12 protein-coding genes are annotated in these 13,967 nt (G+C 51.6%); 8 read left to right on the top strand and 4 right to left on the bottom strand.

Annotated features, from left to right (window positions below; genetic code table 11):
* Positions 1–483 precede the first annotated feature (483 nt).
* From GmarT_RS26635 to GmarT_RS26625, 3 genes are all read right to left on the bottom strand, one after another.
* A complete protein-coding gene (locus GmarT_RS26635) occupies positions 484–1,314 on the bottom strand; it encodes a haloacid dehalogenase type II (protein WP_002644495.1) in 831 nt (276 codons plus the stop codon).
* Positions 1,315–1,437: 123 nt separating this feature from the next.
* Positions 1,438–2,406: an alpha/beta hydrolase gene (locus GmarT_RS26630; RefSeq protein ID WP_002644496.1), complete on the bottom strand. Its 969-nt coding sequence runs from the start codon at positions 2,404–2,406 to the stop codon at positions 1,438–1,440.
* A 139-nt stretch (positions 2,407–2,545) separates the two neighbouring features.
* Positions 2,546–2,965: a MarR family winged helix-turn-helix transcriptional regulator gene (locus tag GmarT_RS26625; protein ID WP_002644497.1), complete on the bottom strand. Its 420-nt coding sequence runs from the start codon at positions 2,963–2,965 to the stop codon at positions 2,546–2,548.
* 477 nt (positions 2,966–3,442) lie between these two features.
* Here GmarT_RS26625 and GmarT_RS26620 point away from each other — a divergent pair, with 477 nt between their 5' ends.
* The 4 genes from GmarT_RS26620 (at position 3,443) to GmarT_RS26605 (ending at position 6,873) form a co-directional block, all read left to right on the top strand.
* Positions 3,443–4,423: a DUF1559 domain-containing protein gene (locus tag GmarT_RS26620; RefSeq protein ID WP_002644498.1), complete on the top strand. Its 981-nt coding sequence runs from the start codon at positions 3,443–3,445 to the stop codon at positions 4,421–4,423.
* 89 nt (positions 4,424–4,512) lie between these two features.
* Positions 4,513–4,956 carry a carboxypeptidase regulatory-like domain-containing protein gene (locus tag GmarT_RS26615; protein ID WP_149303460.1) on the top strand — a complete coding sequence of 148 codons (444 nt, stop codon included), beginning with the start codon at positions 4,513–4,515 and terminating at the stop codon, positions 4,954–4,956.
* A gap of 406 nt (positions 4,957–5,362) precedes the next feature.
* Positions 5,363–6,295, top strand: a complete 933-nt coding sequence (locus tag GmarT_RS26610; RefSeq protein WP_002644500.1) for a DUF1559 domain-containing protein — start codon at positions 5,363–5,365, stop codon at positions 6,293–6,295.
* 164 nt (positions 6,296–6,459) lie between these two features.
* Positions 6,460–6,873: a hypothetical protein gene (locus GmarT_RS26605; RefSeq protein WP_052301210.1), complete on the top strand. Its 414-nt coding sequence runs from the start codon at positions 6,460–6,462 to the stop codon at positions 6,871–6,873.
* Positions 6,874–6,974: 101 nt separating this feature from the next.
* On the opposite strand, the gene GmarT_RS26600 is transcribed toward GmarT_RS26605, so the two are convergent.
* On the bottom strand, positions 6,975–7,550 hold the full coding sequence (locus GmarT_RS26600; RefSeq protein WP_002644502.1) for a DUF456 domain-containing protein: 576 nt from the start codon (positions 7,548–7,550) through the stop codon (positions 6,975–6,977).
* A gap of 435 nt (positions 7,551–7,985) precedes the next feature.
* Between GmarT_RS26600 and GmarT_RS26595 the strand changes: the two genes are divergently transcribed.
* The 4 genes from GmarT_RS26595 to GmarT_RS26580 all read left to right on the top strand — a co-directional run bounded on the left by GmarT_RS26595 (position 7,986) and on the right by GmarT_RS26580 (position 13,781).
* On the top strand, positions 7,986–9,908 hold the full coding sequence (locus tag GmarT_RS26595; protein ID WP_002644503.1) for a vWA domain-containing protein: 1,923 nt from the start codon (positions 7,986–7,988) through the stop codon (positions 9,906–9,908).
* A 196-nt stretch (positions 9,909–10,104) separates the two neighbouring features.
* Complete coding sequence (locus tag GmarT_RS26590; RefSeq protein ID WP_149303458.1) at positions 10,105–11,979, top strand: vWA domain-containing protein; 1,875 nt, start codon at positions 10,105–10,107, stop codon at positions 11,977–11,979.
* Positions 11,980–12,191: 212 nt separating this feature from the next.
* Positions 12,192–12,851: a 3-keto-disaccharide hydrolase gene (locus GmarT_RS26585; protein WP_002644505.1), complete on the top strand. Its 660-nt coding sequence runs from the start codon at positions 12,192–12,194 to the stop codon at positions 12,849–12,851.
* Positions 12,852–12,941: 90 nt separating this feature from the next.
* Complete coding sequence (locus GmarT_RS26580; RefSeq protein ID WP_002644506.1) at positions 12,942–13,781, top strand: sugar phosphate isomerase/epimerase family protein; 840 nt, start codon at positions 12,942–12,944, stop codon at positions 13,779–13,781.
* Positions 13,782–13,967 lie beyond the last annotated feature (186 nt).

Genomic DNA, 13,967 nt, shown 5'->3' with positions numbered 1-13,967 from the left:
AATCCCAACCGGGTAGCCCCGAATGTAATTCGGGGTTGTCGCAGACAACGGGAGACTGACAGGGAAAGCATTCAGACGCGGGAAACATTACCGACCCCACCAAATCAGGGTGCGGACCCGAGTGACCGCTCACCTGGCGAGATTCGATTTAGATTTGTGCTCGGAACGGGTCCCTTAAAAAAATTCGCAGTGCGGCAATGCAAAGCCAGTCGCTCCCGGACTCTTCGCTTTTCCTGACAGTTTCCTGCTCGCTGCGCTCGGCCCGGATGTCTATCCGGGCCCACCCATTATTTTGCTTTTCGTGAAGTTTCGTGTTTTTCGTGGTAGCAATCAATTTGCATACACCGGAGTGAACTCCGTTCGACTGATGTAATAGAAAGGGTAACCCCGAATGCAATCCGTTAAAACATTCCAACATGCATTTTTTCTACCACGAAAAGCACGAAACCACACGAAATTAATTCTGCTTTCAAGATTTCTGGCTCACGAACAACAGTCCCCGCCCAGTTGCAGTAACTGTGTAGCCACCTGTTGCATTTCCGGTTGGTTGATTTCGGGTTGCTTGGCCAGGGGGTAGAGTTGGGCACCGGGGCGGGCGACGAAGGCGCCGCGCCAGCCGGCCCAGAGGGCACCGGCGATGTCCCAGCCGTGGGCGGCGATCAGCATGCAGTCTTCCGGGGGCACGTTCATTTTGCGCGACGCCCATTTGTAAACGTGGCTGTGCGGTTTGAACATCTGCACGTCTTCCACACTCAAACGGTCTTCGAACAGATCCGTCAGACCGGCGTTTTTCATTTGCGCATCGACGCCCGCCTGTGAGGAATTGGTCAGTGTTACCATGCGGTAGCCCGCTTCTTTTAACTGTTCGAGGGCCGGCCTCACATCGGGGTGGGCCGGCAGAGAGCGGATCGGTGCGAGTGCCTGCTTCGCAGCATCGTCTGAAAGATCGATGCCCTGGTTGCGGGCCACCATCTGCAGTGTGGCAGCGCCGATCACGCCGAAATCCTCGTAGTGATCGCCGACAGTCGCTACCAGGGAATGCTGCAGCATCGTCGTGAACCACAGCGGCAGCAGATCGGGGCGGCCTCCCAGTGCTGCCGCGACACTCTGTTTCATCGCATCCAGATCGAGCAGCGTTTCGTTGACATCAAAGAACAGACATTTGGGGCGCGTGGAGACCGAGGGCATGGTGGGTTCCTCTGCTGATAAAGTAGCGGGCAACAGACCAGCGGCAATGCCGGCGGTAGCGGTGAGAAAATTCCGTCGACTGGATGCGGTATTGCTGGCACTGTCAGGTCCGGGAGCAGACGTCATTCTGAAATCCTTTGGAGAAATGACGAAATGGGTTCAATTGAGACAACAGCCTCAATCGTCAGCAGTCAGTATGACAGCATCCGCCGCCTGGTTCCAGAGTATTCCGCTGTTGACCCGATTCCGTTATTTTTTCTGCTGTCTTTTTTCGGGCTCTTTTGGGGACTGCTTCAGCTGCGCATCGAAGAATTCGACGATCATTTTGTTGATTTTGGGGGCGTTGAATTCCGGGCCGCCGTGACCGGCGTTTTCGACGATGTGCAGTTGCGCGGGCACCTTATTTTTCTTGAGCGCCTTTTCCAGAATGATACTCTGATGTACGGGGACCGCGGGGTCTTTGGAGCCGTGAATGATCAGGAACGGAGGGTCCTGTTTGTCGATGTAGGTGATCGGGTTGGCCCGCGCGACGCGGTCCTTGTGTTCCAGGATCGGGCCGCCAATCAGCAGTGATTCGGGGGAGCGGGGATCGTTGTGTTTGAGCCGCGAACCGGGTAAAGCGTGCTTGTCCATCTGCAGAAAGTCGGTCGGCCCCCACATGTCACAGACCGCCTGCACGCTGCTGGACTGGTCGAGGTGTTTGCCGACGCTGCCTTCCAGATCTCTGATTCCGCCGCTGGTTCCCAGTAACGCGACCAAGTGCCCGCCTGCGGAAGCGCCACCGACGCCGATGCGTGTGGCATCGTATCCATATTTCTTCGCATGGGCCCGCAACCAGCGAATGGCGGCTTTGCAGTCGTTGATCTGGGCCGGGAACTTTGCTTCGCCGCTGAGTCGATAATTGATGCTGGCACACGCGTAGCCGGCATCGGTCAGCAGCGGCACAAATTTGCCGCCGCGTCCTTTGTTGCCGCCGCGCCAGCCCCCGCCATGAATCCAGACGACGAGCGGCGGATTTTTGACATTGCGCGGCAGATACAGATCCAGCAGCAGGGAGGAGCCATCCACGTTCGCATATTCCACGTCGCGATGTTCAATCAGGTTTCCGCGGAACTGAGGCGGTCTGTTCGGTCGGGGCTTCTGTGCAAAGCCTGTTTCTCCCAGGCAGATTGTGAAAGCCAGGCACGCGATAATGGTTCTGAATGAATGCGAGGTCATGCGGGGCTCCTGATGTGGTTCCACTGGTTGAAAAAACACGTGCACGTATCATGTTGTATTGAACACGACCGGCTGTGGGAAGTTTCGTTGATTCTGTCATTTTAAGTGATCGCTTGCGAACGAACTGCTGCACACGGCGCTATTTCAGTGCCTGGGTGATTGCTTCCAGACTGTTCAGCAGGATCTGTTTCTTACGGGGAGTCAAGGCTGCTTCCAGGGTCTCGTGAATCTGGCTGGAATGTCTGGCCAGTTTTTTCTGCAGACGTTTCCCGCTGGCGGTCAGATACACGCGTAATGCCCGCCGATCGTTTTTACTGGGTTCACGACGGATAACATTTTTCTGTTCCAGCAGTCTCAGCATGGCGCCGATCGTATTTGCATCAGAAGACATACGTTCGCTGAGTTCGTTCTGAATGATGCCTTCCGCATCAGCTAATACTGAGAGCAGCACGTATTGATCAACGGTTACACCAAATTCAGCAAAGTGAGCCTGCGCCACGCGATGCATTGTCAGGTAAGTCCGCCTTAATCGCATTGGAATCGTATCTTCAACGGTCATCCGCACTAGTCCTTCTTTGAGGGAACGCACTTCATGTCAGGTAGGGAAGACTTCAATCCGACTCAGTTTGCAGATTCCAGTCAAAGAGTGCAACACGAAGAGGTGCGACAATTTTGAAGGGTCAAAATCACTGATGAGCTAAGTTGCATAACTGGAATAGTTTACAGTTGAGTACCGGTTATGCCTTTCAGGCCGAATAATTTTGTGTCCAATAATAAATAAACTATCGTAAATATGTTGAGAGAACCCCGGGGCGGTGTTAGGATGGCCCGCGAATTGACATTGATTGAGAGTCCTGCCTCCAGTCCTGCCGAAAATTCATACCACTGAGTGATCCTGCAAAAAATGACTTGAACGGTTTATTGTTCATCTTCAGTTCCACCTGTGTTCTATTCGTAGAAGCAGGGAAATCGAAACTCCCTCCGCGCTCTGATCGTCGCGTTTTTTTGTTTCTGTTTTTATTTGCGAGAGATACGTATGAACGTTTCTGGTACAGCCCGGCGTGGATTCACGCTGATTGAACTTCTGGTTGTGATCGCCATTATCGCGATCCTGATTGCATTACTGCTACCTGCTGTCCAGCAGGCCCGTGAAGCGGCCCGCCGCTCCCAGTGCAAAAACAATCTCAAGCAGATTGGCCTGGCGATGCACAACTACCTGGACGCCTTCACCACCTTCCCGATTGGTGGATTGAAAAACAGTCGTGGCCCGAACTGGCGCGTTGGTCTGCTCCCTTATTTTGATCAGGCACCCGCTTATAACCAGGTCAGTTTTAATGCGAGTTTCTGGGCCCACTCCAGTTTGCAGCCGATTTTCAAAACCCTGCGGGTTCCCGGTTATGTCTGTCCTTCCAGTCCCCATGGATTTGTGAACGCGGATGTCCCTCTCTCCAATGACAGCATGATCCACGACTATGTCGGTATTACCGGCGCGGTTCCCAGCGCCACTTCCGGAGGCAGTACTGGAGACTGCACGGCGTCGAACATCGTCAGTGGGGGGACCTACTGTAACAACGGGATGCTGCCTGTTTACTTTGCGAAGCGAATGCGTGATTGTACCGATGGGTCCAGCAATACAATTATTGTCGCCGAACAGTCGGGCAATGTCGGTGGCGTGGAAAACAGCGCCAACCCGCTGGGGGGCTGGCATGGCTGGGTGAATAACTCGGGCGAGCAGATGGACCCGGGTACCACACTGTCATCACTGGGAAGTGTGAACGGTTACCTGGGTGGCATGACAACCGTCCGCTATCCTCCCAATGCGTACTGGACCTCCGGTGCGCCCTCCAGTGCCAGTTCCGAGTATGAAGTCAATACTGTACTGAATTCATTTCATGTCGGCGGCATACATGCATTGCTGACCGATGGTGCCGTCCGGTTCATTTCCGAGAACATCGACATGGACACCCTGCGACAGCTTTCCATGCGGTCAGATGGCCAGGTGATCGGCGAATTTTAATTCTACTCTCAACAGATTGACGCAGAAGCTTCGCAGCGCCTCTGTCGAAGCTTCTGCGTCCCTGCTTCTATTACGTTCCAGGTTACTTGATGAAAGACCCCTTGATGAAATATCAGTCTCTGAAATTAACTCTGTCACTGGTACTCAGTCTGACAGTTCTCATCGGCTGTAGTCATACTCCCGGTTCGGACAAACCCCGGCGTGATATTTCAATCACGGTTACACTGGGGGGCACTCCCGTGACAGCCGGCCTGGTCAATCTGGAAAATCCTCAGACGGGAGAAGGGGGCGGGGGATCACTGACTGAGGAGGGGATTGTCAGTATTCCGAACGTGGCGCTGGGCAAATACAGTGTGACCATTCTGCCTCCCGAAATGGATCCTGTACCGCCAGAACCTGGTCAGGCTGCAGCACCCAGGAAAGACTCCCCCGCGATCCCGGCGAAGTTTCGCGACAGCCAGTCCAGCCCGCTCGAGCTTGAAGTGAAAGAGGACGCCAGTGAGTTCTCTTTTGATCTGAAAGACGCCGGTTGAATGGTTTTCAATCCCCATTTTCTTTTGTATTGAAATGTATAAATGGGTTGAGTGCGTGGTATGAGGTGCTTTCTTTCAAGGGCCTTCTGTCCGATTGTGCTGACAACGCGTTAAAATCGTTATTGTATGTATCTGGTTACATATAAAAGAATTGCGATTCGATGTGTTGTCGTAAGTCCAGTATATGTAATTTATTTATCAATATATTAATATTGTATTGTAATAATTATTTAATAATATGAGTGGTAATAACTTAACATATCTATGTAAGTCGGTCATTCTGTCGTTCTGAAGGACCGTCTGTTTTCTATTTGAGTTTTTCCTCGTTTTGGTCAATGCCCGTGCAGGGTGACTGAAATCGGAATTCTTATTTTCGTTATTTGTTTTTATTAGTTGAGAGAGTTACATGAATCTAAACACACAGAAACGACGTGGATTTACACTGATCGAACTGCTGGTGGTAATCGCGATTATTGCCATCCTGATTGCGCTCCTGCTGCCCGCAGTTCAGCAGGCCCGGGAAGCCGCACGACGGTCACAGTGCCGTAACAATTTGAAACAACTGGGACTGGCGTTCCATAATTATCATGATAACTTCCTGATGATGCCCACCGGTTACTTTCAAAAGGGGGGATATCAGACTGGCTGGGTTGCCCGGATTCTGCCTTACATTGATCAGGCTCCGCTTTATAACAGCATCTCTTCCATCACAGGCGAGATTAATGAAATCACTCCCTGGCGTTCCTCTTCGATTGGTTCGCGTCAGGAATTCACGACACCCATTCAGGTGATTCTCTGCCCGTCTTCCGAGTTGGGTTCAACAGCTCCCACGCACTCCACCGTTCCTGCCCAACATGGTGGGCTGCATTATCGGGGAAATGGGGGTTCGGTAGATGTCGGGCTGCAGTCCGGTTTTTCTACGTCAACTCACAACTACACCACTTCGGGTGTGCTCTATCCCAAATCGAAAACTCGGATGCGGGATATTACCGATGGGACCTCCAATACTTTTCTACTGGGTGAACTCTCTTCGGCTTTAAACGGCTGGGGCAGTAATACCGGCTTTGATGACATGGTGACCTGGACCTGGGCCACGTATGTGTACGGTGGTGATACCGGAGGAGATGGCTTCCTGATGATTGATACCAAAGCCACACAGTACCCGATTGGTTCCAGCACCCATTCTCAATACGGAGTTTCCTGGAGAAGCGCCCATGTCGGCGGTGCGCATCTGCTGTTCTGTGACGGACGCGTGCAGTTTCTGTCTGCCAGTATGAACCTGGACACGCTCAAAGGTCTGGCCACTCGCTCGACCGGTGAAGTCCTCGGCGAATATTAATCCGAACTCAACAAGATCGAACAGGGGGGGCTGTCTAAAACAGGCAGTACCCCCCGGTCTGAATTCCGTATCAGCGGGGACCACTTTGGGCGATTCCACTGTGCCGTGCCTGGTCTTTTCATTCACAATTTATTCTCTGGTAAAGCTCTAAAATGAAGTTAAATATGATATCCCTGTGTTCGGTTCTGCTTCTGCTGTCAATCATGACAGGCTGTGGTGAGCAGATCGAAAAGAAACCGACGGCTCCTGTGAAAGGTATCGTCACCTTTGAAGGTAAGCCTCTGGAGACTGGCGAAGTCGTGTTCTTTCCCGACTCGGGAGAGCAGATTGCACACGGGAAGATTCAGCCGGATGGTTCCTTCGAATTAACCACCTATGAGGATGGTGATGGTGCATTTCCCGGCAAGCATACAGTAACCATCATTTCTGAACGCGATATGGAAGGCGTTTCTGCTGAAGATCCGGAAGCCTCCCTGGAGCCCTCATTTATTCCGACGAAGTACAACATGCAGAAGACATCCGGTCTGACCGCCGTCGTGAAAGAAGGGGATAACGAAATTAAATTCGATCTCGAGTAGTTTGACAGTTGCTGAACAATGAACTGGCTTAAAATGGTGCTCTCTTTTTTCGGAAGGAGAGTACCCTTTTTTTATGGTGACATGCTCGATTTGAATTTCAGTCAGAAGAGGGAGTCGATCGTGATCATCACCAGGATGATGACACCGATTGCCAGTTTGCCGACGACACCCAGCAGTCGCCCCACAAACGCCGCGGTGCTGATGTGTATGCGGTTGACTTCCTGGTTCCCTTTCCAGACTTCCCCCAGGTAGGCGCCTGCGAACGCCCCCAGGGCTCCGCCAAAAATCGCACCGAATACAGTTCCCAGGGGAGGCAGCAGAGGTGTCGCGAGGGTTGCCCCGATGACACTGGCGATGAACGTTCCCAGCAGCGCCAGAATCATGGCACGACGGCTGGCGCCTTTTTTCGCTGCGCCGGCTGAACTGCCCAGTGCTTCGATGACTTCGCCGAGACCCGCCAGCAGAATGGCGATGACGAGAACAGTCAAGGAAATACCATGCTCATCGCGTCCGGGCATGAACAGATAAAACAGGGCGGACAGAAAAACCATGATCCAGTTCCCGGGAACCAGAAACAGAATCGAGACCCATGAAGTCAGGTTCGCCAGAAACAGGAGGAGTACCATCAGGTAGTAAAACGTGAAAGGGAGCCAGTCTGTGAGCCACTCAAATGACATGAATCGGGTACCTGCAGGAAAAAAACACACCAGGGTATCTGCGACGCCAGTTTATTGATTTCGCCTGGTATTGGTATTCGTTCTTCGTAAATCGTTGTGAAATATTAGAGAATGCAAAAAAATGACGAATGTTGAGTCGTTATCAGAGGTTATTTTAATGCAGCCCCGTCCCTCTTTAATTCCGGAAAAGTATACAAAAAGACACTTTCTGTGTCACTTTAAGTGATCAATGATTGTATTTGTGTGATTTCAGAGGTAAAATCGTAGATTTGATGAACCATTGCTGGACGACAATTCTTATAATCATCAATGTTGTCTGATGTAATGTGCAGGTTTTGATAATCTGTCGTGTTCACTACGAATTCTGTTCGCTGTTTCTTTACGAAACGGAGAACAGGCAAAAAGTTTTCGTCTCATCCTAATAAGGAGCAGGCCGTGAGTGTTGTCAATTCCACCCGCGAAGTTCATGTCGAAGAAATTATAGACGTTGAGCCTCACAACTGGTTGAACATGAAGGAAGTGCCCGCCTGGCTGATCAGTCTGGGGGTCCACCTGTTGATCCTGTTTATGCTGGCAAGCTTCACGCGCATCACGCTGCTCGATTCAGAAAACGCAATCATCTCTTCGATTGAAGAACTTGATGATAACGTGTTCAAGATTGATCCCACAATTCAGGATGTTGTCGGCACAGCCGGTGATACCGCATTGATGACTCAATCGATGGCGGCGGCGCCACAGACGTCAGTTGAGCAGCAGCAGAAGATGCAGGACCAGCTCGAAAATGAGATTGAAGCCCCCGAGCCCATCATTGATGACCAGATGACTCAACCGGCCAAAGAAGAACTGATGGCTGCTGTTGAAGTAACGGGTGAAACCGACCGCCCTGATGGTGGTGTTGCCGGTGCCATTGACCGTCTGACGCTCGAAATTGCAGCTGCGGCCAAGGAAAAGAAACTGCTGGTGGTCTGGCTGTTTGATGTTTCTCCTTCTGTCAGTAAGCGGCGTAATGAGATCGCCGACCGTTTTGAAAATGTCTACAAACAGCTGGGTCTTCTGGATGCAACCGTCGATGAAAGCGCGCTGAAGACGGCTGTTGCCGCGTTTGGTGATACCACACAGTTCGTCACCAAAGAACCGGTCAGCGATGTTAAAGAAGTCGTCTCGCAGATCAGATCAATCAAAGAAGATACCACCGGTAACGAAAACGTGTTTTCAGCAGTCACACAGGTTTCCAAACGCTGGCTCTCTTACAAAAAACAGGGCCGTCGCAACATGATGGTGATCGTCGTGACGGACGAAGCCGGTACCGATGCCCAGGCCAATCTGGAAGATGCCATCCTGCTGACCAAACGGAATGGAATTAAATGTTACGTGGTCGGCAATGCGTCGCCTTTTGGTCGGCGAGAAGTGAATACCAGGTTTGAAATCGAACCGGGTGTCTTCGTCCCGGCAGTTTCTGAAGCCGGACCGGAAACGGTTGCTTCCGAACGTATTAAATTGCCTTTCTGGGGACAGAGCGACTATGAATTCCGAGAGATTTCTTCCGGCTATGGTCCTTACGCGTTAACGCGTCTGTGTGCGGAAACCAACGGGATCTTTTTCATCACCGAAGAAACCAGCGGTCCCAAATTTGAACCAGCCGACATGCGGGACTATCACCCCGACTACATTTCGATTCGTGACTACTCAAGTAAAATCGAAAAGAACATGGCCAAGAAGGCGCTGGTCATGGCGGCGACTGCTACCCGTACATCCAAACGGACTCTGCCGACTCCTACCCTGGAATTTCCGGCCAATACCGACAATGCATTACGACAGGCCATCACGGTGGCACAAAAGCCGGTTTCCGAACTTGACTACGGACTCAACGAACTGCAGGTGATTCTGGAACAGGGATTGAAAGACCGTCCGAAGATCACCGAACCCCGCTGGCGGGCCAATTACGATCTGGCTTTGGGACGTGTGCTGGCAGCACGCGTGCGGGCCTATGGTTACAATACGGTTCTGGCAGACATGAAGAGCAGTCCAAAAACTTTTGAGAAAAAAGAGAACAACGCCTGGCGACTGGTTCCTGCAGAAGATGTGCGTTCCAGTCCCTCCGTGCGGAAACTGGGCAAGCAGGCTCAGGAGATTTTGAACGGTATCATCGACGAACATCCTGGCACCCCCTGGGCCTATCTGGCCGCCAAGGAACTGGACAAGCCACTGGGCTGGGCATGGCAGGAAATGAAGATGAATCTGGATCCCCAGGGGAATCGTGTCCGCAAACCAAACCCACGTTTCGAAGAAGAACAACGTAAGAGAAATGAGGCATTGAAGAAACGTGGTATCAAAGGAAACCAGCCACTCAAAATCTGACCTTGTTGATTACCAATATCACCAATAATACAAACAGTTTAGCGACTGGCCTGGCTGGCATGTTCGGCGCAGGGCAGTATTTTATATTCATTTCTATTTTCAAAACCGGATCAGCAATTTTATTATTTGCTGAGACTAAACAGGCACTCGTTTTCAATAGCAGTTCGCTATAAAAATGACCGGGGGGTTATTACTGATGGTTCAAGCGAGAGATTATTCCGCTTTCTTCACCTCTTTGATTGTACACGCAGTGATTTTAGTGGGGATGGGACTGGTACACCATCAACTGACAGACAACCAGCCCGAAGTGGCAATCGAAACCATTTTCGACGAAGAGCGTGATCATGCTGAGATCGAACAGGTACTGGAAACGAATCTGGAAGTTTCCGAAAATCTGAGCGTGACGTCCGGCGGTATGGTTTCCACCAATGTCGGGGCTTCCACAGCGCCTGCGGTTTCTTCACAGAAGATCGAGACATCAGAAAGCCTGAAAGAACCCGAAATCAAAATCAACGCAGGCGAAATCACAGCGCCCGGCGATGACATCCTCGGCCAGGACCTGGGGGTAGGCGAAGTCACCGGTGAAGTGGGTGCTGTCGTTGAAGGCTACGGGTCAGCCATGAGTCGGATTTCCAAAGAACTGATCCGCATCATGCGGGAAGAAAAAATTATGGTCGTCTGGCTGTTCGATGAGTCGGGCAGTATGAAAGACGACCAGAAAGAAATCAGGGATAACTTCAATAAAATTTACGGGGAACTGGGGATTGCTGCCAAGCAGGAATCGAAAACCCGTGACCGGGATCAGACATTGCTGACTGCGATTCTCAGTTACGGTGCGACCGTGCATGTTCATACTCCTAAACCAACGACCGACCTGAAAGAAGTTCAGGACGCGATTACGAAGATTCCGACCGACGAAACCGGTCTGGAAAACATGTGCGACACCGTCGCTGCCACAATTGATAAATACGTTCTCCAGGCTCGAAAAACAGATCGTCGGCTCTGTCTCGTCGTGGTTACCGATGAATCAGGCGATGATGGTGCCAAGGTGGAAGAAGTCATTACCCGCGCCAAACGGGCCAAAACGCCGATTTACATTCTCGGGCGGGAATCAGTGTTTGGATATCCCTACGCCCGCCAGATCTGGCGTGACCCCGTATATAATTTGAGGCACTGGATTCGGATCAATCGCGGGCCGGAAACCGCATTTCCGGAAGCATTGCAGTACGATGGTCTGCATGGTCGCTGGGATGCATTTTCTGCAGGTTTCGGCCCTTACGAACAGGTCCGCATTGCCCGTGAAACCGGGGGGATTTTCTTCGTGCTGCCCGGAAAAGAAGGTGAGCTGGGAGGCGCCGGCAGTACTGCCGACCGTCAGTTCCGTTTTCAGGATATGAAAGAATATCAACCGCTCCTGCTGTCTCGTCGCGATTACGATGCCGAACGCAGCGCCAGCAAATTTCGTACTTCCATCTGGAAAGTGATTGCCACACTCAATCCGCATCTGGATAAGCAGTTGAACATCAGGGAACTCTATTACCCGATCGAGAAAAAAGAATTTTTTGAGATCGGCAGTAAAGAGGTGCCCAAGGCGATCCGTGCCATGGGACTGCTGCAGAAAGCGGTCGAGATTCTCGAATCGGTTGAACCACTGCGTGCTCAGGAAAAATCTTCCCGCTGGCGCGCTGCCTACGATCTGGCGCTGGCCCAGTGTCTGGCCTATCGCGTGCGTCTGTTCCAGTACTGCCTGGCAATGGACCAGCAGGCGAAAAACATGCCGGTACCCAAAGAGAAAAACAGCAATGTCTGGAATGTCGCTCGTCGTAAAAAGATGCTGCCTCCCGATCCGGAACAGGTCAAGCTGACCAAAGTCAGCCCTGAAGAACTGGACAAACAGTTGAAGAAGTCGGAAGCACAGTACAAACTTGTGATCAAAGAGCATCCGGGAACCCCCTGGGCACAGAGAGCTCAGTATGAATTAGGACAGGGCTTCGGCATGTACTTCAGGGAAGGATTTCGTGATCCGCGATACAGCAAGGTCGGTAAAGATATCAAACTTCCCAAACTGTAAGCCGCCACGAATTACTTAAGATCCTTAAATACAAGACAGGGCACTTTCCGGAAAATATGCGGGGAAGTGCCCTGTTTGCTTTTAACCGGTCCGGTCGCCGCGTAGCATATATGATATTCCTTATGCTGCTGTGAATTCAGCTCATGCTCAATCAAAGACGACGCAAAAACCGTCTGACTCATTCCTAATAACATCCAGGAGTTATTTACACGATGAACCAATACCGCGCTGGCAATTGCTTTAATATCTTTACCGGTTTGATGGCAGCACTGCTCGTCTCGTCTCTGATTGGAAACAACAGTGCCTACTCCGGCGAGAAAAACACCGAAGCGGAAGAGGGCTGGATCGAACTGTTCAACGGGAAAGATCTGACGGGCTGGACAGTCGCCGAGGGCGGCCCCTTTGAAGTGAAGGATGGCGTGATTGAAGTGACGGGGAAACGCTCGCATCTTTTCACCGATAAAGAGTACAAGAACTTTGAGTTCAAAGCCGACGTCAAGACGACTCCAGGTAGTAACTCGGGTATTTTCTTCCACACCAAATTCCAGGAGGAAGGCTGGCCGACACAGGGTTATGAATCACAGGTCAATGTCAGCCACAAAGACCCTGTCAAAACCGGCAGTCTCTATAACCGGGTCAAACTGTTCAAAACGCCTGCCAAAGATAACGAATGGTGGACTCAGCATATTATCGTCAACGGTCGGCATGTGATTGTCAAAATCAATGATCAGACGGTGATTGATTACACCGAACCGGAAGGCGCAACGGGTTCTCCTTCGCTGGGTGAAAAAGGGAGCTTCGCACTGCAGGCACACGATCCAAAGAGTGTTGTGTATTACAAGAATATCCGCGTCAAACCACTGGCTGACTGAGCCTGGTGACGCAGATGGAAACCTGAGCCCTCATCATGAAGATCGAGGGCTTTTTTCTTCTCATTAGATTCAGCATAAAGAAGTCGACTTGTGAAACCGGGATATAATACGAACGGTCTGGCCTTCCATCGTTGGGATGACGCGATCTCACTGCTGGCAGAGACCGGTTATCAGTCGATAGCGCTGACCGTCGATCATTACTGCCTGAATCCCTATGCTGCTGATCTGGGTCAACGGTTGCAGGAAATGCAGGCGCTGCTGCAGAAGTATCAGCTTTCGTCGGTCATCGAAACCGGGGCCCGGTTCCTGCTGGATCCCCGCGAGAAACATGAGCCGACGCTGCTCACCGCCGATCCCCCGTCCCGCGCCCGCCGTATTGATTTCCTCAAACGCTGTGTTGATCTGGCAGCCTCTCTCAAGTCTGACGCGGTCTCTTTCTGGGCAGGACAGCTCAAGCAGGATCTGCAACGTGAAGATGCGTTGGAACTGCTGGCAGAAGGCTGTCGCGAAGTCATCGCTTATGCGGCTGAGAAAGAAGTTCGGCTGGCGTTTGAACCGGAGCCGGGCATGCTGATTGAAACACTGCAGGATTTCGCGGATCTGAACGAGCGCGTCAGGCATCCCTGTTTCGGACTGACGGTCGATATCGGTCATCTACAGTGCATGGGAGAGTTGCCGATCAGCCAGTTTCTGAGCCCCTGGAAAGACCGGGTCTTCAATATTCATATCGAAGACATGGTCCAGGGAGTACACGATCATCTACGGTTCGGCGCGGGCGACATCGATTTTTCGGATGTGATCCACGGACTGCGGGAGATTGATTACCAGGGAGGCCTGCATGTCGAACTCAGTCGGCACAGCCATATGGCTCCGGAAGTCGTCCGCGAATCATATGCGTTTCTGACGGATTTTATGCAGACAGGCGGCTAAGCTCGCTTTCACCCTCGGCTTACGTTCATGATAACCATTTACCGGGAATGTAGCGATTATTCGGGATAATCGTGTTACGGCCGGTAAACTTGAGTTCTACTGTACCGGCATACGATAGAGAGATAGCGGGCAATAGCAGAGAAAATCCTGTCATGTCGGGAATGAGGAAGTGACAGTCTTTATCCG

It is taken from the genome of Gimesia maris (assembly GCF_008298035.1).
Classification (GTDB): domain Bacteria; phylum Planctomycetota; class Planctomycetia; order Planctomycetales; family Planctomycetaceae; genus Gimesia; species Gimesia maris.
Note: the sequence above shows the minus strand (reverse complement) of the source record. Positions and strands in the feature narration are given on the sequence as shown.

Excerpts from the sequence above, each read along its gene's own strand:
- GmarT_RS26625 (WP_002644497.1), bottom strand. The coding sequence starts at position 2,965 with ATGACCGTTGAAGATACGATTCCAATGCGATTAAGGCGGACTTACCTG.
- GmarT_RS26635 (WP_002644495.1), bottom strand. The coding sequence starts at position 1,314 with ATGACGTCTGCTCCCGGACCTGACAGTGCCAGCAATACCGCATCCAGT.
- GmarT_RS26620 (WP_002644498.1), top strand. The coding sequence starts at position 3,443 with ATGAACGTTTCTGGTACAGCCCGGCGTGGATTCACGCTGATTGAACTT.
- GmarT_RS26630 (WP_002644496.1), bottom strand. The coding sequence starts at position 2,406 with ATGACCTCGCATTCATTCAGAACCATTATCGCGTGCCTGGCTTTCACA.
- GmarT_RS26600 (WP_002644502.1), bottom strand. The coding sequence starts at position 7,550 with ATGTCATTTGAGTGGCTCACAGACTGGCTCCCTTTCACGTTTTACTAC.
- GmarT_RS26605 (WP_052301210.1), top strand. The coding sequence starts at position 6,460 with ATGATATCCCTGTGTTCGGTTCTGCTTCTGCTGTCAATCATGACAGGC.
- GmarT_RS26590 (WP_149303458.1), top strand. The coding sequence starts at position 10,105 with ATGGTTCAAGCGAGAGATTATTCCGCTTTCTTCACCTCTTTGATTGTA.
- GmarT_RS26585 (WP_002644505.1), top strand. The coding sequence starts at position 12,192 with ATGAACCAATACCGCGCTGGCAATTGCTTTAATATCTTTACCGGTTTG.
- GmarT_RS26610 (WP_002644500.1), top strand. The coding sequence starts at position 5,363 with ATGAATCTAAACACACAGAAACGACGTGGATTTACACTGATCGAACTG.
- GmarT_RS26615 (WP_149303460.1), top strand. The coding sequence starts at position 4,513 with ATGAAAGACCCCTTGATGAAATATCAGTCTCTGAAATTAACTCTGTCA.